This window comes from Streptomyces candidus (genome assembly GCF_014207445.1).
GTDB lineage: Bacteria > Actinomycetota > Actinomycetes > Streptomycetales > Streptomycetaceae > Streptomyces > Streptomyces candidus.
In genome coordinates, this window is record NZ_JACHEM010000001.1 from 677,684 (window position 1) to 696,467 (window position 18,784).

Annotated in this window: 13 protein-coding genes; 7 read left to right on the forward strand and 6 right to left on the reverse strand. The window is 71.1% G+C overall.

Annotated elements, in window-relative coordinates:
- Window positions 1–324 precede the first annotated feature (324 nt).
- Window positions 325–813 carry a ribose-5-phosphate isomerase gene (locus HNQ79_RS02985; RefSeq protein WP_185026451.1) on the reverse strand — a complete coding sequence of 163 codons (489 nt, stop codon included), beginning with the start codon at window positions 811–813 and terminating at the stop codon, window positions 325–327.
- Between the two features lie 247 nt (window positions 814–1,060).
- Here HNQ79_RS02985 and HNQ79_RS02990 point away from each other — a divergent pair, with 247 nt between their 5' ends.
- A complete protein-coding gene (locus HNQ79_RS02990; RefSeq protein WP_185026453.1) occupies window positions 1,061–2,614 on the forward strand; it encodes an amino acid permease in 1,554 nt (517 codons plus the stop codon).
- Window positions 2,615–2,699: 85 nt separating this feature from the next.
- On the opposite strand, the gene HNQ79_RS02995 is transcribed toward HNQ79_RS02990, so the two are convergent.
- Window positions 2,700–3,284, reverse strand: coding sequence for a biotin transporter BioY (locus HNQ79_RS02995; protein ID WP_185026455.1), 585 nt, complete (start codon window positions 3,282–3,284; stop codon window positions 2,700–2,702).
- A 284-nt stretch (window positions 3,285–3,568) separates the two neighbouring features.
- Here HNQ79_RS02995 and HNQ79_RS03000 point away from each other — a divergent pair, with 284 nt between their 5' ends.
- From HNQ79_RS03000 to HNQ79_RS03010, 3 genes are all read left to right on the forward strand, one after another.
- Window positions 3,569–4,951: an amino acid permease gene (locus HNQ79_RS03000; RefSeq protein WP_185026457.1), complete on the forward strand. Its 1,383-nt coding sequence runs from the start codon at window positions 3,569–3,571 to the stop codon at window positions 4,949–4,951.
- 143 nt (window positions 4,952–5,094) lie between these two features.
- Window positions 5,095–6,513, forward strand: a complete 1,419-nt coding sequence (locus tag HNQ79_RS03005) for an amino acid permease (protein ID WP_185026459.1) — start codon at window positions 5,095–5,097, stop codon at window positions 6,511–6,513.
- A gap of 170 nt (window positions 6,514–6,683) precedes the next feature.
- The gene (locus tag HNQ79_RS03010; protein ID WP_185026461.1) at window positions 6,684–7,331 is read left to right on the forward strand and encodes a superoxide dismutase; all 648 of its coding nucleotides are present in this window, start codon (window positions 6,684–6,686) and stop codon (window positions 7,329–7,331) included.
- A gap of 175 nt (window positions 7,332–7,506) precedes the next feature.
- On the opposite strand, the gene HNQ79_RS03015 is transcribed toward HNQ79_RS03010, so the two are convergent.
- Both HNQ79_RS03015 and HNQ79_RS03020 read right to left on the reverse strand, forming a co-directional pair.
- Window positions 7,507–8,124 carry a hypothetical protein gene (locus tag HNQ79_RS03015; protein ID WP_185026463.1) on the reverse strand — a complete coding sequence of 206 codons (618 nt, stop codon included), beginning with the start codon at window positions 8,122–8,124 and terminating at the stop codon, window positions 7,507–7,509.
- Window positions 8,125–8,488: 364 nt separating this feature from the next.
- Window positions 8,489–9,118 (reverse strand): mycothiol-dependent nitroreductase Rv2466c family protein, encoded by a 630-nt coding sequence (locus tag HNQ79_RS03020; RefSeq protein ID WP_185026465.1) that lies wholly within the window; start codon window positions 9,116–9,118, stop codon window positions 8,489–8,491.
- A 172-nt stretch (window positions 9,119–9,290) separates the two neighbouring features.
- Here HNQ79_RS03020 and pepN point away from each other — a divergent pair, with 172 nt between their 5' ends.
- Window positions 9,291–11,861: an aminopeptidase N gene (gene pepN / locus HNQ79_RS03025; RefSeq protein WP_185026467.1), complete on the forward strand. Its 2,571-nt coding sequence runs from the start codon at window positions 9,291–9,293 to the stop codon at window positions 11,859–11,861.
- 223 nt (window positions 11,862–12,084) lie between these two features.
- The gene (locus HNQ79_RS03030) at window positions 12,085–13,251 is read left to right on the forward strand and encodes a hypothetical protein (protein ID WP_229923134.1); all 1,167 of its coding nucleotides are present in this window, start codon (window positions 12,085–12,087) and stop codon (window positions 13,249–13,251) included.
- 37 nt (window positions 13,252–13,288) lie between these two features.
- Here the strand turns inward: HNQ79_RS03030 and HNQ79_RS03035 are convergent, their stop codons facing one another.
- Window positions 13,289–14,467, reverse strand: a complete 1,179-nt coding sequence (locus tag HNQ79_RS03035; protein ID WP_185026469.1) for a serine hydrolase domain-containing protein — start codon at window positions 14,465–14,467, stop codon at window positions 13,289–13,291.
- A 246-nt stretch (window positions 14,468–14,713) separates the two neighbouring features.
- Window positions 14,714–15,169 (reverse strand): NUDIX hydrolase, encoded by a 456-nt coding sequence (locus HNQ79_RS03040; protein WP_185026471.1) that lies wholly within the window; start codon window positions 15,167–15,169, stop codon window positions 14,714–14,716.
- Window positions 15,170–15,432: 263 nt separating this feature from the next.
- On the opposite strand from HNQ79_RS03040, the gene HNQ79_RS03045 reads away from it, so the two are divergent.
- Window positions 15,433–18,738: a S8 family serine peptidase gene (locus tag HNQ79_RS03045; RefSeq protein ID WP_229923133.1), complete on the forward strand. Its 3,306-nt coding sequence runs from the start codon at window positions 15,433–15,435 to the stop codon at window positions 18,736–18,738.
- Window positions 18,739–18,784: the final 46 nt, after the last annotated feature.

An 18,784-nucleotide genomic window follows, 5' to 3' on the forward strand; every position in this document is an offset into this window, starting at 1 on the left:
CGGGTGCGGCACGAGGGTGCGGGCCCGGCGGGGGCGCGGTGCGGCGCGGGGGCAGGGTGCGACGCGGGGCACGCCTGCGGCGGACGGCGGTGGTGGCTGCGGGCAGGGGCGGTGACGGCGGTGGGTGGCCGTCGGCCCGCTCCCGCCGGTTTCCGCGGTGTTCCGCGGTGTTCCGCGGTGTTCCGCGGCTTCCCAGGCGTTCGCGCAGGTGCCCGCGCGGTTCGCGGCAGGCGGGTCCGGTGTGCGGGCGCAGGGCGCGACAAGCCCTGTGCCCGCAGCAGCGGGACGGGCCGGGGACGCATCCCCGCGCCCGTCCGCGCCGGGTCAGTCCTGCTGCGGGTGGTGGGCCGGGACCGGCGGGAGGGCGCCGGTGGTCTCGTACTCCGACAGCATCTCGATGCGGCGCGTGTGGCGTGCCTCGTTCGAGTACGGGGTGGAGAGGAAGATCTCGACGAACTTCACCGCCTCCGCCTCGGTGTGCATGCGCCCACCGATGGAGATGACGTTCGCGTTGTTGTGCTCGCGGCCGAGGGCGGCCGTCTGCTCGCTCCAGGCGAGGGCGGCCCGTACGCCCTTGACCTTGTTGGCGGCGATCTGCTCCCCGTTGCCGGAGCCGCCGATCACGATGCCGAGCGAGTCGGGGTCGGCGGCCGTCCGCTCGGCGGCACGCAGGCAGAACGGCGGGTAGTCGTCCTGGGCGTCGTAGAGGTGGGGACCACAGTCGACGGGCTCGTGGCCGTGGGCCTTGAGCCATTCCACGAGGTGGTTCTTGAGTTCGTATCCGGCATGGTCGGAACCGAGGTACACGCGCATGGTCGAAGTGTGGCACGGGGCGGTCCGGGTAAGCGGGACCGGGGTGAGGACCGAAGTCCCCCGACATTCGACGCGCACCGGGACGTACGCCCCGGACTTTCGTCCGCACAACGAAACGGAACCCCATTTTCCGATTCGTTCGGAGCTCCGTTTGAATGCGGGGGCTCGCCCACCGGACGGATGAGCCGGGCATCAGGACCCCGTGGCCCGATGACGTGCCCGAATGATGAGCGAATGAGGTTTGTGCATGAGCGCGCACCCGACCCAGTTGGTGAAACCGGACCCGGAACGGGACACCCCGTCCGGCGGCGGCAGCGAGGGGAGCGGCGGAAACGGCGACAGCGGTGGCCTGCAGGCCGGACTGAAGAACCGTCACCTCTCCATGATCGCCATCGGCGGCGTGATCGGCGCCGGACTGTTCGTCGGCTCCGGGGCGGGCATCGCCGCCGCCGGGCCCGCGATCCTGCTGTCGTACGCCCTCGTCGGCGTGATGGTCGTCTTCGTGATGCGGATGCTCGGCGAGATGGCCGCGGCCCGGCCGTCCTCCGGCTCCTTCTCCGCCTACGCCGACCAGGCGCTGGGCCGCTGGGCCGGGTTCTCGATCGGCTGGCTGTACTGGTTCTTCTGGGTCGTGGTGCTGGCCGTCGAGGCGACCGCGGGCGCGAAGATCCTGGAGAGCTGGATACCGGCGGTGCCGCAGTGGGGCTGGGCACTGATCGTCATGCTCGTGCTCACGGCGACGAACCTGGCCTCGGTCTCCTCGTACGGCGAGTTCGAGTTCTGGTTCGCGGGGATCAAGGTCGTGGCGATCGGCGCGTTCATCGTGATCGGTCTGCTGGCGGTCTTCGGCCTGCTGCCGGGCTCGGACAACCCGGGTGCGGGATTCGCGCACCTCACCGATGCCGGGGGCTTCTTCCCCCAGGGGTACGGGGCGATCCTGACCGGCGTCCTGATGGTCGTCTTCTCGTTCATGGGGTCCGAGATCGTCACCCTCGCCGCCGGTGAGTCGCAGGACCCGCAGCGCGCGGTCACCAAGGCCACCAACAGCGTCATCTGGCGCATCGGCATCTTCTACCTCGGCTCGATCCTCGTCGTGCTGACGCTGCTGCCGTGGAACGACAAGTCGCTGGTCGCCGAGGGCGGTTCGTACGTGGCGGCACTGAACTCCATCGGTATCCCGCACGCGGGCCAGATCATGAACGTGATCGTGCTGACGGCCGTGCTGTCCTGCCTCAACTCGGGCCTGTACACCGCCTCCCGGATGGCCTTCTCGCTGGGCCGGCGGGGCGACGCGCCGCGCTCGTTCACCAGGGTCAGCAAGTCCGGTGTGCCGCAGGTCGCGATCCTGTCGTCCGTCGTCTTCGGATTCCTCGCCGTCTTCTTCAACTACATGTGGCCGGACACGGTCTTCCAGTTCCTGCTCAACGCCTCGGGTGCGGTCGCGCTGTTCGTGTGGCTGGTCATCTGTTTCACGCAGCTGCGGATGCGCGGGATGATCCTGCGCGAGGACCCGTCCAAGCTGGTCGTGCGGATGTGGCTCTTCCCGTACCTGACCTGGGCGACCATCGCGATGATCTCGTTCGTGCTGGTGTACATGCTGACCGACGACACGGGCCGCACCCAGGTGCTGCTGTCCCTGATGGTGGCGGCGCTGGTCGTGGGCTTCTCGCTGGTACGGGAAGCCGTGCAGAAGCGGAACGGGACGCTGCCGGCGCGGGTGGCGGGGGCACGGGTGCGCACGCCGGCCCCGTCGGCCGGTTCCGCTCGGAGCGGCAGGGACGACTCCGTCACCCGCCCGTAGGAACGGAGGGCCTGCGCCCGTGACCGCGAGAGGGGCCCCTGGTGAACCAGGGGCCCCTCGGTGCGGTGACAGGGGTCGTGCGTACTCAGCCCTTGCGGCCGGCGAGCTTCCACGCCGTGGGCAGGGCGCCCATGGCCAGGGCGGCCTTCAGAGCGTCGCCGATGAGGAAGGGAACGACGCCCGCCGCGAGCGCCGCACCGAGGCCCATGCCGGTGGCGGCCATCAGGTACGGGACGCCGACGGCGTAGATGATCACCGATCCGACGGCCATGGTGCCCGCGGTCCGCAGCACCGAACGGTCGCCGCCGCGGCGGGCCAGGGCGCCCACGGCGGTGGCGGCGAGCAGCATGCCGATGACGTAGCCGAAGGACGCGCCGCCCGCACCCGAGGTACCGGACTGGAACCACGGCACGCCCGCCATGCCCACCAGCGCGTACAGGGCGAGGGACAGGAAGCCGCGGCGCGCGCCGAAGGCCGTGCCGACGAGCAGCGCGGCGAAGGTCTGGCCGGTCACCGGCACCGGGGAGCCCGGTACGGGCACGGCCAGCTGGGCCGCGATGCCGGTGAGCGCCGCGCCGCCGACGACGAGCGCGATGTCTCGTACACGGGTCGCCGGCAGCAGGTCGGCAAGGACCGCGCCGGGGCGGGTGGTTACGGCAGCAGTGCTCATCGGTACTCCGCAGGAGAGAGGGACGGTGGGGGAACAGGGCGACGTTAGCCCAGCGGTTAACGCTCGATCACCCTAGAGGGCCGACAAAGCGGGGAACAGAGGGTTGGTGGGGTTCACACAAAGAGGCCTGGACGACGGCCGCGCGGCGTGATGCGCGTCACTGGCAGCTCAGAGAGTTAGGTCCCTTTTGCGCGCCGGGGGCGCGGAGGGCGACACTGTGGGGTCCCGCCAAATTCCCGCGACCGTGCGGTCCGCCTGCACGGTCCTTCGAGAGTACGAGCGCCATGCACGACCAGCAGCTCCGCACGTCCGGTCCGACGGAGCCCCTGTCCGGGGGGCTCAAGCAGCGGCATCTCACCATGCTGGGCCTGGGCGGGGTGATCGGCGCCGGTCTGTTCGTGGGTTCGGGGGCCGGCATCGCCGTCGCGGGGCCCGGCATCGTCCTGTCGTACCTGATCGCGGGGACCATCGCGATGCTGGTGATGCGGATGCTCGGGGAGATGTCGTCGGCGATGCCCGCGTCGGGGTCGTTCTCGGTGCACGCGGAGCGGGCGCTGGGGCGGTGGGCCGGGTTCAGCGTGGGCTGGCTGTACTGGTTCCTGCTGGTGGTCGTGCTGGCCGTCGAGGCGACGGGGGCGGCGAAGATCGCCAACGGGTGGGTGCCGGGGGTCCCGCAGTGGGCGTGGGTGCTGGTCTTCATGGTGGTCTTCACGGTCGCCAACCTGGCCGCGGTGAAGAACTTCGGCGAGTTCGAGTTCTGGTTCGCGGCGCTGAAGGTGGGCGCGATCGTCCTGTTCCTCGCGCTGGGGCTGCTCGCGGTCTTCGGGGTGCTCCCCGACACCGACCCGGTGGGCATGGCGAACCTGACCGGAGAGGGCGGCTTCCTGCCCAACGGCTGGGCGGGGGTGGTCTCCGGTGTCCTCGCCGTCGTCTTCGCGTTCGGCGGCCTGGAGGTCGTCACCATCGCCGCGGCCGAGACGGACGACCCGGCCCGCGCGGTGGGGCGTGCCGTGCGCAGCGCGTTCTTCCGCATCCTCTTCTTCTACGTCGGTTCGATGCTGGTCATCGTGACCCTGCTGCCGTGGAACTCGATGACGCCGGGTCTGAGTCCGTACGTGGCGGTCCTCGACCGCATCGGCGTGCCCTCGGCCGGCACCGTCATGAACATCGTCGTCTTCGTCGCCCTGCTGTCCGCGCTGAACGCCAACCTCTACGGCTCGTCCCGGATGGTCTTCTCGCTGGCCGGGCGCGGCGAGGCTCCGCGGGGGCTGCTGGCGACCAGCCCCGGCGGGGTGCCGCGCCGCGCGGTCCTCGCCTCGGTCGCGTTCGGCTTCGTCTCGGTCGTCCTCAATCTCCTGTGGCCCGACACGGTCTTCCTCTACATGCTCAACGCGGTGGGCGCGGTCCTGCTCTTCGTGTGGGGCCTGATCGCCGTCTCGCAGCTGCGGCTGCGCCGCCGGATCGAGCGCGAGACGCCCGAGCGGCTGACGCTGCGGATGTGGGCGTTCCCGTACCTGACGTGGGCGGCGCTGGCGGCGATGGGCGCCGTGCTCGTCCTGATGCTGCTCGACGACACGGCCCGGCCGCAGCTGCTGTGGTCGGCGGGGGCGACAGCGCTGGTACTGCTGGTGTCCCTGGTGCGGGAGATGCGCGCGAGGCGTGCGTAGTTCCGGAGCGTGGCGTGCCGGAAAATTCACGGTGTGTGAGCGTGGTGTCCGTATAGCGGTCCGCGGTTCCCTCCGAGCGGTGCGGACATGAGACTGGGCCATTCTTTGGCTTCCCGTCTCAGCTAGTGAACAAAGGCACGCCCATGTCTCGGACCACCGCGCCCCCGCCGCCGCCCAAGGAGACGACGGAGAAATCCGCTCCGGACGCCTCCCTCGGGCACGGTCTCAAGCAGCGCCACCTCTCCATGATCGCTCTGGGCGGGGTGATCGGCGCCGGTCTCTTCGTGGGGTCGGGCGCGGGCATCGCCGCCGCGGGCCCCTCCATCGTGCTCGCGTACACGGCGTCCGGCCTGCTCGTCATGCTGGTGATGCGGATGCTGGGTGAGATGTCGGCGGCGAACCCCAGCTCGGGTTCTTTCTCGGCGCACGCCGAGCGGGCGATCGGACCGTGGGCGGGCTTCACCTCGGGCTGGGCGTTCTGGTTCCTGCTGTGCGTGGCGGTCGGCCTCGAAGGCATCGGCGCCGCGAAGATCATGCAGGGCTGGCTGCCGGGGACGCCGCAATGGGCCTGGGTGGCACTGTTCATGGTGATCTTCCTGGGCACCAACCTGGCCGCGGTGAAGAACTTCGGCGAGTTCGAGTTCTGGTTCGCGGCGCTGAAGGTCGGCGCGATCTCGCTCTTCCTGGTCATCGGCGTGCTCGCCATCCTCGGCGTGCTGCCCGGCAGCGACACCCCGGCCCCCGGCCTCACCAACCTGACCGGCGACGGCGGCTTCCTTCCCAACGGCAGCGAGGGCCTGATCATCGGCCTGCTGGCCTCGGTCTTCGCGTACGGCGGCCTGGAGACCGTCACCATCGCCGCCGCCGAGTCCGAGCACCCGGTGCAGGGCGTCGCCAAGGCGGTCCGTACCGCGATGTGGCGCATCGCGGTCTTCTACATCGGCTCGATGGCCGTCATCGTCACCCTGGTGCCGTGGAACGACCCGAAGGTCGAGAAGATCGGCCCGTACGTCGCCACCCTGGACCACCTGGGCGTCCCGGCCGCCGGGCAGATCATGAACGTGATCGTGCTCGCCGCCCTGCTGTCCGCGATGAACGCCAACATCTACGGCTCGTCCCGCATGGCGTTCTCCCTGGTCCAGCGCGGCCAGGGCCCCGCACTGCTGGGCAGGCTGTCCGGCGGGGTGCCGCGGATCGCGGTGCTGTGCTCGTCGGCGTTCGGCTTCGTGTGCGTGGCGCTGAGCTGGATCAGCCCGGACAAGGTCTTCCCCTGGCTGCTCAACATGATCGGCGCGCTGATCCTGGTCGTGTGGATCTTCATCGCTGTCTCCCAGCTGCTCCTGCGCCGCCGCACCGAGCGCGAGACGCCGGAGAAGCTGGTGGTACGGATGTGGCTGTTCCCCGTCCTGACATGGGTGGCGCTGGCCGGCATGGCGGCCATCTTCGTCCTGATGCTGCGCCAGCCGGACACGCGGATGCAGCTTGCCGGAACGAGCGCCCTGACGCTCTTCCTGATCGTGGTCGGCGTCGCCCGCCAGAAGCTGGCGAAGCCCCGCGTCTAGCCTCCCCTCCCCCGTCCCCTGCCCTGGGTCCGCATGCTCCGGCGTGCGGACCCAGGGCTTTTTGCCGAGGACTTTCTACTGAGGGCGACCTAAGCTGCCTGCGCGTTTATCTGCTGGTAGCGTGCAGATGCATACGACTTGCAATAAGCAATCGGAGGGGTCGGACGAACATGGCCATCTACACGCTGCCGGAACTCCCGTACGACTACGCGGCACTTGAGCCGGTGATCAACCCGCAGATCGTCGAGCTGCACCACGACAAGCACCACGCGGCTTACGTCAAGGGCGCCAACGACACCCTTGAGCAGCTCGAAGAGGCCCGTGAGAAGGACGCGTGGGGCTCGATCAACGGCCTGGAGAAGAACCTCGCGTTCCACCTCTCCGGTCACATCCTGCACAGCATCTACTGGCACAACATGGCCAGCCCGAAGGACGGCAGCGGCGGCGGCGAGCCGACGGCCGCCGACGGTGTGGGCGACCTCGCGGACGCGATCACCGAGTCCTTCGGTTCCTTCGCCAAGTTCAAGGCGCAGCTGACGAAGGCCGCCGCGACGACGCAGGGCTCCGGCTGGGGCGTCCTCGCGTACGAGCCGGTGTCCGGCCGCCTCATCGTCGAGCAGGTCTACGACCACCAGGGCAACGTCGGCCAGGGCTCGGTCCCGGTCCTGGTCTTCGACGCGTGGGAGCACGCCTTCTACCTCCAGTACAAGAACCAGAAGGTCGACTTCATCGACGCGATGTGGGCCGTCGTCAACTGGCAGGACGTGGCGAAGCGTTACGCCGAGGCGAAGGACCGTACGCCGCTGATCACTCCGTGAGCCCCGTGCCGCGAGTGACCCGATGACGCCCTGCTCGTGATCGTCTTCTCAACTTTCACCGGGCGGGTGGAATGACGGAGAGCCCCTGTGAGGACGTGACTCACGGGGGCTCTTCGGTGTCTCCGCGCCTGTCGCGCACAGCGGGCGGGTGCGGGGCGGGGAACGGGTCCACGGGTCAGCGCGGGAGGTAGCCGGTGCGGCCGGTGGCCGTGAACTCCCGTGCCAGACCGGTCTCGTGCAGGCGGGCGAACGGGGTGAACGGGATGCCGAACCCGCACTCGCCCCGGTCGAAGTTCCAGGTCTTGCGGAACTCGACGCGGTAGTAGCGCGGGTTGGGGCGGACGACGCGGTACTGGATGCCGCGTACGGCCAGCCACCAGTCGAGGCTGGTGGAAGCGGCGATCTCGATGCCGCGCCAGTCGTCGGTGCCCGACCAGGCGCCGGTCTCCGCCGCCATCAGGCGGGCGTTCACGGCCGCCCGTACGGGCGGGAGGGCGGCGAGGGTGGTCACGTCCAGGACGTACGGGTCGCCGGTGCCGGAGAGGTAGTGGCGCAGGACTGCGGCCGCGCGGCGCAGGCCGAGGAGCCACCAGAGACCGGCGAGGGCCTGGCACCCTGCCCGCACCGCTCGGTCGGTCGGGCGGACGGGCAGGGTGGCGTGGGGGGCGTTGCTGTTCGACAGCGAGCAGCCGCCGGGGAGGGGGGGCGGCCGCGGGGCCGGGGCGGGGGTGCCGCGCCGTGGGGCGTCCGTGGCCTTGCCTATGGTGCCGTCGCGTATCTCGCCTGTCTCCATAAGGGGACGGTATGCCGGGTGGGGCGGGGGTGCATGTGGGGTGGGGCCGGGTGGGGGGTTCTGGGGGTGGTGGGGTACGGGGGCTTGGCGGGGCGGGGTACGAAGGTGGCGCGGGGCGCGGGGTGGGGTGGTGCACGTCCGGTGCGGGGCCGCCCCCTTGCCCGCCCGTTCCGCCCCCGGGGGGCGGCCCCACCGCCCAAGGGGACTACCGGGGAGGGAGCGGCGGGCGGCCCCGCCGTTCAAGGGGGCTACCGGGGAGGGGAGGGCGGCCCCGCCACCCGAGGGGGCCGGCGTCGAGTGGCACCGCCACGCAAGGCGGCCGGCGTCGAGTGGCCCGCCGCCCGAGGGGCCGGCGTGGATGGGGTCAGTCGAAGACGGGGTCTTGGGTGCGAGTGCGCTTGAGTTCGAAGAAGCCGGGGGTGGCGGCCACCAGCAGGGTGCCGTCCCAGAGCTTCGCCGCGGCCTCGCCCTTGGGGGCGGGGGTGACGACCGGTCCGAAGAAGGCGACCTGCTCGCCGTCCTCGCCCGGGACCGCGATGACCGGCGTGCCGACGTCCTCGCCGACGAGGGAGATCCCCGCCTGGTGGGAGGCGCGCAGCTCCTTGTCGTAGGTGTCGGAGGTCGCGTAGGAGGCGAGGGACGCGGGCAGGCCCACCTCCGCCAGGGCCTCCGCCACGACCTCGTCGGTGACGCCGCGTCCCTCGTTGTGGATGCGCGTGCCGAGAGCGGTGTAGAGGGCGCCGATCTTCTCGTCGCCGTGCAGCTGCTGTGCTGCGATGACCACGCGGACCGGGCCCCACGCCTGCCCCAGGAACTCCCGGTACTCCTCGGGAACGTCCTTGCCGTCGTTGAGGACGGCCAGGCTCATGACGTGCCAGCGGACCTCCACCGGCCGCTGCTTCTCCACTTCGAGCATCCAGCGCGAGGTCATCCAGGCCCACGGGCACATCGGGTCGAACCAGAAGTCGGCGGGGGTCTTCGCGTTCTCGGACATGCTGCTCCTCGTCGAGGTCATTGATGTTTCAAGGGTGGCGGGCTGTGTGCTGACAACCAGCCTGCGGGCCGTGCCATTCCCGTGCACGGCACAACGGGGGCACATGGGAGGATCGGTCCTGTTTCGAGAGTGTCGAACACACCCCAGTCGAACACGCCACGAAGGAGTGCCCGTGCCCGGTGAGAACCTGTCCCGCGACGAAGCCCAGAGCCGGGCCGAGCTGCTGTCCGTCGACGGTTACGAGGTCGCGCTCGACCTGCGGTCGGCCGTCGGGGACCACGAGGGGGACGGTCCGCGCACGTTCCGTTCGGTGACCACGATCCGGTTCCGGGCCGCGACGCCGGGCGCGTCCACGTTCGCCGACCTGATCGCCCCCTCGGTCAACTCGGTGACGCTCAACGGGAAGGCTCTCGACCCGGCGGCCGTCTTCGACGGGGTGCGCGTCACCCTCGACGGCCTCGCGGCGGAGAACGTCCTGACCGTCGACGCGAACTGCGCGTACAGCCGTACCGGCGAGGGCATGCACCGCTTCGTCGACCCGGAGGACGGCGAGGTCTACCTCTACACCCAGTACGAGCCGGCCGACGCACGGCGGGTGTACGCCAACTTCGAGCAGCCCGACCTGAAGGCCCCCTACCGCTTCTCGGTGCGGGCCCCCGAGGGCTGGACGGCGTGGAGCAACGGCGCGGGCACCCTGGTGGACGGCGTGTGGCAGTTCGCCGGGACGAAGCCGATCTCCACGTACATCACCACCGTGCTGGCCGGCCCGTACCACTACGTCTCCGACACGTACACCCGTACCTTCGAGGACGGCAGCACGCTGGAGATCCCGCTGGGGGCGATGTGCCGCAAGGGGCTCGCGAAGCACTTCGACGCCGACGACGTCTTCCTGATCACCAAGCAGGGCCTGGACTTCTTCCACGACCACTTCGACTACCCGTACCCCTTCGGGAAGTACGACCAGGCGTTCGTCCCCGAGTACAACCTCGGCGCGATGGAGAACCCGGGGCTGGTGACCTTCCGCGAGGAGTTCATCTTCCGCGGGAGGACGACCAACGCGGCGTACGAGGGCCGGGCGAACGTCATCCTGCACGAGATGGCGCACATGTGGTTCGGCGACCTGGTCACCATGCAGTGGTGGGACGACCTGTGGCTGAAGGAGTCCTTCGCGGACTTCATGGGGTCCTTCTCGATGGTGGAGGCGACCCGCTTCACCGACGGCTGGATCACCTTCACCAACCGCCGCAAGGCCTGGGCGTACCGCGCGGACCAGCTGCCCTCCACGCACCCGATCACGGCCGACATCCGTGACCTGGAGGACGCGAAGCTGAACTTCGACGGCATCACCTACGCCAAGGGCGCGTCCGTGCTCAAGCAGCTCGTGGCGTACGTGGGCAGGGACGCGTTCCTGGAAGGTGCGCGCCGGTACTTCAAGGCGCACGCGTACGGCAACACGCGCCTGGGCGACCTGCTGTCCGCGCTGGAGGCCACCAGTGGCCGCGACCTGGGCGAGTGGTCGCGCGCCTGGCTCCAGACGGCGGGGGTCAACTCCCTGACGCCGGTGGTCACCTACGACGCCGGGGGCCGGATCACCGAGCTGGCCGTCGTGCAGGAGGCGGCCGCGTCCCACCCGGAGCTGCGCCCGCACCGCGTCGCCGTCGGCCTGTACCGCCTGGAGGGCGGGGAGCTGGTCCGTTACGCCCGTACGGAGACGGACGTGGCCGGTCCGCGCACCGTGATCGCCGAACTGGCCGGCGCGGAGCGGCCCGCGCTGATCCTGGTCAACGACGACGACCTCACCTACTGCAAGATCCGCTTCGACGAGGGCTCGCTGGAGACCCTGCGCGCCCACCTCGGGGACCTCACCGACCCGTTGGCGCGCGCACTGTGCTGGTCCGCGCTGTGGAACCTCACCCGTGACGCGCTGATGCCCGCCCGCGACTTCGTCGGCCTGGTGCTGCGGTTCGCGGGCCGCGAGTCCGACATCGGCGTCCTGCAGATGCTGCACACCTGGACGCGGACGGCGCTCGCGCACTACGCGAGCGCCGACTGGCGCGAGGAGGGCGGCCGGCTGCTCGCCGAGGGCGCCCTGCGCGAGCTGCGCAACGCCGAGCCCGGCAGCCAGCACCAGCTGACCTGGGCGCGCTTCTTCGCCGGCGTCGCCTCCACGGACGCGGACTTCCAGCTGCTGGAGGGCCTGCTGGCCGGCACCGCGAAGATCGACGGGCTGGACGTGGATCAGGAGCTGCGCTGGGCGTTCCTGTCGCCGCTCGCCTCGCACGGACGGTGTGGCGAGCGGGTGATCGACGCCGAACTCGCCCGGGACGACACGGCCTCCGGCAAGCGGCACCAGGTGCGCTGCCTGGCGTCCCGGCCGTCCGAGGCGGTCAAGGCACAGGCGTGGGCGTCGGTGGTGGAGTCCGACGCGCTGTCCAACGCGCTCGTCGAGGCGACCATCGCGGGCTTCGAGCAGGGCACTCAGCGCGCGCTGCTGGCCCCGTACGCCGGCAAGTACTTCGAGGCGATCGAGCGGGTGTGGGCCGAGCGGTCCATCCAGATCGGGGTGCTCGTGGTGAGGGGCCTGTACCCGGCGCTCCAGGACCCCGAGCCGACCCTGGCCGCGACCGACGACTGGCTCGCCGCCCGGCCGGACGCGGCTCCGGCGCTGCGGCGGCTGGTGCTGGAGGCGCGGGACGACCTGGCGCGGGCGCAGCGGGCACAGGAGTGCGACGCGCGGGCCTGACCGGGTGACGGGTGCGGGGCCCGGCTCCCGGTTCCGCTGCGGCGGACCCGGGAGCCGGGCCCTTTCGTCACGGAAAGCAGCGGTTTTCCGCAGTTTTGCGCGTCCGGTGCCGGGGCATTGATCGGCAGTCGAACAGCCGTACTTTAGGGCGGGGTTGTCCCGGATTGTCGACGGGACTGTAACAGCGGTTAGAGGTCCGGGGCCGCAGGGGCAAGTCACCGGCATGAACAACGACACGCACCCCCAGGCGCACTCCTCCTCTGCCGCCGACGGCCGCCCGGCGCCCGCCGTCCCGTCCTCCGGCACCCCCTCGATCCCCTCTCCGGCCGCCCCTCCCTCCGGTTCCGTCCCCACCCCTTCCTCCGCCCGGCCCCTCCCCCTCGGCCATCTCGCCGACGTGCAGCGGCGCGTACTGACCACCGCTCAGCTGCGGGAGCACGGGGTGTCGGCGGCGAAGGCCGCCTCGCAGTGCCGGGCCGGGGGTCCGTGGCAGCAGCTGCTGCCGGGGGTGTTCGTCCTGCACCAGGGGCCGCCCACCAGTGAGGAGCGGCTGCACGCGGCCCTGGCGTACGCGACGCGGCCGTCCCGCGACGGCGGCGCCCCGGTCGACGAGGCGGCCGTCACCGGACTCGCGGCGCTGGCGCTGCACCGGTTCTCGTCCGCGCCGCCGCTGCGCGCACTGGAGCACATCGACATGCTGGTGCCCCGGACGCGCCGGCTGCGGTCCACCGGATGCGTGCGGGTCGTACGGGCCCACGCGCTGCCCGGCACGCAGCTGATCACCGGGCTGCCGGTGGCCCCCGTGGCGCGGGCGGTCGCCGACGCGGTGGCGCACCTGACCGACGCACACGCGGTACGCCGGATCCTCGCCGAGGCGGTACGCGAAGGGCACTGCGAACCGGCCTCCCTCGTACGGGAGTTGAGCATGGCGCGGCTGCTGGGCCGGCCGCAGGTCAAGGACGCCGTGGACGCGCTGCTGGCCGAGGGGCGGGCGGTCACGGAGGAGCGGCTGTACGAAATGGTGCGCTGCTTCGGGCTGCCGGACCCGGTGTGGAACGTGGACCTCCGGCTGCCCGGCGGGCCGCACCTGGGCGGGGTGGACGCGTTCTGGCCCGACCAGTCGGTGGCGGTCGAACTGGACACCCGGACGCCGGGACGGGACGACGGCGCGGCGGGCGCGGGCCCGCTGGACCGGAGCCGGGAGCGGGGGGAGTGGACGGAGTACGCACGCAAGCGCGAGTACCTGGAGCGGCTCGGCATCACCGTCGTGCACCTCACGCCGAGGAAGCTGCGCGAGGCGATGGACCAGCAGGCGGCCGTGGTGCGGACCGCGCTGATGGCGTCCGCGGACCGCGACCCGGCCGCCTACGTGGTCGTCCTCCCCCGGTGAACCGCACGGCGCAACCGGGGTGCCCGCAAGGGCTGGGTCAGGGCTGCTGGGGGCAGAGTTCGGCCTCGACCACCGAGCCGGTGTCGCCGCCCCAGTCGGAGTTCAGGTGGAGGGCGACGGACCTGCGGCCGTCGCCCGTGGTGACGGCGTGGGTGACCGAGCCGTGGATGCCGCCGGTGTGGCCCCACACCGTCGTGCCGCAGGACAGTTTCTGCTCCAGGACGCCGAGCCCGTAGCGCACACCGGGCGCCTGGTCGATCGCGACGGTGGTCTTCATTTCCTTGAGCTGCTGCTTCGGCAGGAGCTTGCCGGTGAGCAGGGCGCGGTAGAAGCGGTTCAGGTCGGCGGTGGAGGAGATCATGCCGCCGGCGGCGCCGGCGAGGGTCGGGTTCAGTTCGGTGACGTCGTACTTCTTCGTGGCGGCCGGGTCGCCGGTGAGCTTGGAGTACGCGCGGCTGCTGGGCTGCGGCATGCGGGCCTCGTCGTGCGGGACGGAGGTGGCGCGCAGCCAGAGGGGGCGCAGGATGCGCCGCTCGATCTCGTTCTCGTACGAGCGGCCGGTGACCTTCTCGACGACCATTCCGGCGAGGACGTAGTTGGTGTTGGAGTACTCCCACCTGGCGCCGGGGGCGAAGGCGGGGGCGTGGCCCATGGCGGTCTTCACGAGGTGCCGGGCGGGGAGGGAGTCGTAGCGGCGCTCCAGGAACTCCGTGGTGAACCGCTGCCGCTGGAACTGCGGGTCGTTCGTGTAGTCGTGGATGCCGCTGGTGTGCTGGAGGAGTTGGCGCAAAGTGATCTTCCCGCCGTCGTGGCCGTTGCCGTGGACGACGCCGGGCAGCCAGTCGTCCACGTGGTCGTCCAGGCGGAGCTTCCCCTCGGCCTCCAGCTGGAGCAGCACCGTCGCGGTGAACGTCTTGGTGAGCGAGCCGATCCGGAACCGGTCCTGCGCGCCGCGTTCGCGTCCGGTCCGCAGGTCGGCGACGCCGGCGGTGTCCGTCCAGGCGCGGGACCCGCCGGGGCCCTCGGTGCGCGCGACGGCCCCGACCGTCCCCTCGCGCACCAGGGCGTCGACGGCCGCGCGGGTCGCGGCGTGCGGATCGGTGACGGTCCGCGCGGGGGTCTGCGCGCCGGCCGGGGCGGCCAGGGCGCCGGTGGTGGCGAGGACGGCTGCCGCGAGGGCGGCGAGGCGGAGCGTGCGGGTGGTGCGTACGGACATCTGGTTCCCCTGCCGGTTCGGAAAGCGTGCCGGGCAACGGATGCGACGGCACGTCGCGGGGCAGGACCGGAAGCCGGCGGCGGGGGTTGACAGGCGGCGGACGGTTGACCTGGATCCAGCCATTTCGCACACCCTTGCGCGTGTGCGGCGCGGACACGCGTCCCGGAACGCCCGCGCCGCCCGGCGCAGGCCTGCGGCCGGGGCGCGCTGCCGTACCAGCGACTCGGCGCGCGCCCCGCCCGGTTCTCAGCCCCGCTGCTCCACCCGCCCCGTGGAAGGCCGCGCGCGCCACAATTCCAGTCCGGTGTCGACCAGTTCGACCCGCTCCAGGTCCGCCACCGCGTCCAGCCGGTGCCACGCCGCGAGGTCCGTGGAGCCCCCGGTCTCGTTCCGCAGCTCGCCGCCGGTCACCTTCGCCTCGTACACGATCCGCAGCCCCTGGAAGTCGGCGAAGGACCCGAGGCGGCGCGGGTACCTGCGGCGGATCGAGTCGAGCCCGAGCAGCTGGACCGGTTCGACCGCGTAGCCCGTCTCCTCGTCCACCTCGCGGACGACCGCGTCGAGCGGGTCCTCGCCGTGTTCGAGGCCGCCGCCCGGCAGCGTCCACCGCTTGGCCCCGTCCCGCGCCACCCAGCGGACCAGCAACACCTTCTCTTCCCGTACGCACACGGCGTAGGCGGCCACTCTCAGCTCTGCGTTCATCTGCCGAGGCTAGGCGGATCGGCTGTGGATTGCTCTTCGGACGGGCCAACCGGCTCCCGGGTGCGGGGCCGCGTCCGCCGCCCGGACGGACGGCGCCGGCCCCGCGGCGGGTGGCGGCCAGAGACGGGATTACGCCACGGTTGCATTACATATCTGTCAACTCTCCCCAAACATCTGTCACTTACGACATGCTGACCGGTCATTGGGCACCGAAATCCGGACTCTCTCTGTCCGGACTTCTTCCAGATCCTTCACATTTTGGGATGCAGATGACCCTCGAAACCCCCCAGGGTTCGCCTCGCCGCTCCGGCGCGAGACGTACCGCGCGAATAGCCTTCGCCGCCTCCCTCGTGGCCGCGCTGTGCGCGACCGCCCCGCTGCCCGCCTTCGCGGCGGACACCCCCGACCCCGCGCCCGCCACCCCGAAGTCCGCCACCGCCAAGATCGGCAGCGCGGACGAGGCACTGCTCGCCGAGGCCGAGGCCGACGGGACGAAGACCGTCACCGTGATGGTGGCCACCGCCCCGGGCGCCACCGAGCAGGTCGCCGCGCAGTTCGACGCGGTGCAGGGCTCGATCGTCGGCCACACCGACGACAGGCTCGGCTACGTACGGGCGACGCTGCCCACGGCGAAGGCGGACGCCGCGCTCAAGGCGGCCGCCAAGCTCTCCTCCGTGCACGGCATCGACCTCCAGCACGAGATCGTGCTGGACGACCCGACGCCGGCCGGTGACCGTGCCGCGGGTGCGACGAAGGCCGCCGCGGGACAGAAGTACCCGGCGCCGGACAAGAACACCCCCGCCGTGAACCCGTACAACCCGTCCTTCGAGACGGGCGCCGTCGACTTCGTGAAGAAGAACCCGAAGGCGGACGGCCGCGGGATCACCATCGGCATCATCGACTCGGGCATCGACCTCGGGCACCCGGCACTGCAGAAGACCACCACCGGCGAGCGCAAGATCGTCGACTGGGTGACGGCCACCGACCCGGTCAAGGACGGCGACGCGACCTGGCGCCCGATGGTCACCGAGGTCAGCGGGCCCACCTTCACGGCGTCGGGCCGGACCTGGTCCGCGCCCGCGGGCACGTACAAGTTCAACGTCTTCCGTGAGGCCGCCACCGTCGGCGGCGACATGAACGGCGACCTGAACCGCGACGGCGACACCACCGACGTGTGGGGCGTGCTGTACGACCCGGCCACCGGAAGCGTCCGCGTGGACCTGGACGACGACGGCGACTTCGGCAACGAGGTCGCGATGCTGCCGTACAAGGACAAGTTCCAGGTCGCCTACTTCGGCAAGGACGACCCGAAGACGGAGATCGCCGAGCGGATCCCGTTCGTCGTGGAGACCCGCAAGGACGTCGTGTACAACGCGGCCGGCGCCAAGGCCGACTTCGTCAACATCGGCGTCATCGAGGGCTCGCACGGCACCCACGTCGCCGGTCTGGCCGCCGCCAACAGCCTCTTCGGCGGCAGGATGAACGGCGCGGCCCCCGGCGCGAAGCTGGTGTCCTCCCGTGCCTGCACGTGGTCCGGCGGCTGCACCAACGTCGCGCTGACCGAGGGCATGATCGACCTCGTCACCAAGCGCGGCGTCGACATCGTCAACATGTCGATCGGCGGCCTGCCCGCGCTCAACGACGGCAACAACGCGCGTGCCGAGCTCTACACGCGCCTCATCGACACCTACGGCGTGCAGCTGGTCATCTCGGCCGGCAACAGCGGCCCGGGTACGAACACCATCGGTGACCCGTCGCTCGCGGACAAGGTGATCTCGGTCGGAGCGTCCATCTCCAAGGAGACCTGGGCGGCCAACTACGGCTCGATCGTGCAGAAGAAGTACGCGATGATGCCGTTCTCCTCGCGCGGTCCGCGTGAGGACGGCGGTTTCGCGCCGACGATCACCGCGCCCGGCGCCGGCATCAACACCACCCAGACCTGGTCGCCCGGCGGTCCGGTCGCCGAGGCCGGTTACCAGCTGCCGCCCGGCTACTCCATGCTCCAGGGCACCTCGATGGCGTCCCCGCAGGCGGCGGGCGCCTCGGCGCTGCTGCTGTCGGCCGCCAAGCAGGCCAGGATCGACCTGCCGCCCGCGAAGCTGCGGACGGCGCTGGTCAGCCAGGCCGACCACATCAAGGACACCCAGGCACACGAAGAGGGCGCCGGCGTGATCAACGTCGTCGACGCCTGGAAGTCGATCCGCAAGAACGCGACGGCGCACGAGTACACGGTGAAGGCCCCGGTCGACACCGCGATCGACGAGGCGCTGAAGACCCCCGGCTTCGGCACCGGCCTGTACGACCGCGAGGGCGGTCTGAAGACCGGCCAGAAGAAGGTCTACGACATCACGGTCACCCGCACCACGGGTCCGGCCGGTCCGGTCCGCCACGAACTGCACTTCGAGAACAACGACGGCACCTTCAAGGTCGTCGGCAACGACGTCGTGCGGCTCCCGCTGAACCAGCCGGTGACGGTGAAGGTGTCCGCCCAGGCGCGCACCGCCGGCATCCACAGCGCGATCCTGGAGGTGTCCGACAAGGCCACCGAGGGCATCGACAAGCAGATCCTCACCACCGTCGTGGCCGCCGACGAGCTGGCGAAGCCGTCGTACTCGGTGCAGAAGTCCGGTGTGGCACAGCGCAACAGCCACACCTCGTACTTCGTGACGGTCCCCAAGGGCGCGAAGAACCTCGAGGTCGCGCTCGGCGGGCTCGCCGCGGGCAGCCAGACGCGCTTCATCGCGATCCACCCGTACGGCGTCCCGTCCGACCCGACGTCGACGATCAACTGCTACCCGAACTACACCAACCCGGCCAACACCTGCCGCCCCGACGTGCGCTCCTACCCGGAGCCGCAGCCGGGCGTGTGGGAGATCGAGGTCGAGTCCCGCCGTACGTCGCCGCTGCTCGACAACCCGTACACGCTGGACGTGACGGTGCTCGGCGCGGACTTCGACCCGGCGGTCACCGTCGTCCCCGAGGCGAAGGTCGGCACGCCGACCCCCGCCGAGTGGAAGGTCACCAACAACTTCGCCGCGCTGGACGGCAAGCTGAAGGGCGGCCCGCTGGGCTCGGCGAAGATCGCCAAGCCGACGATCAAGCACGGTGAGGACCAGGAGAGCACCGTCGTCCTCGGCGAGGGCGTGGAGCGTCTGGACGTCGCCATCGGCAAGGTCTCCGACGCCCAGGCCGACCTGGACCTGACGGTCCTCAAGGACGGCGAGCAGGTCGGCAGCTCCGCCGACGGCGACTCCGAGGAGTCCGTCAGCCTGGTGAAGCCCGCCGCCGGTACGTACACGGTCGTCGTGTCCGGGTACTCGGTCCCGGCCGGTACGACCACCTACGACTACCGCGACGTGTTCTTCTCCCCGGCGCTCGGCTCGGTCACCGTGGACGAGACGAAGCCGGTGAAGCTCGCCAACGGAGCCACGGCGCAGGTCAGCGCCTCGGTGAACGTCGCGGGCGCGGCGCCGGAGGGACGTCAGTTCTTCGGCGAGGCCCAGCTGCTGACCGCGCGCGGCACGGTCGCGGGCAAGGGCAGCGTGCAGATCGAGAAGGTCACGCCGTAACGGGTGATCCTCAGCACCACGTGAGGTGAGGGGCGGGCCGGGAGAC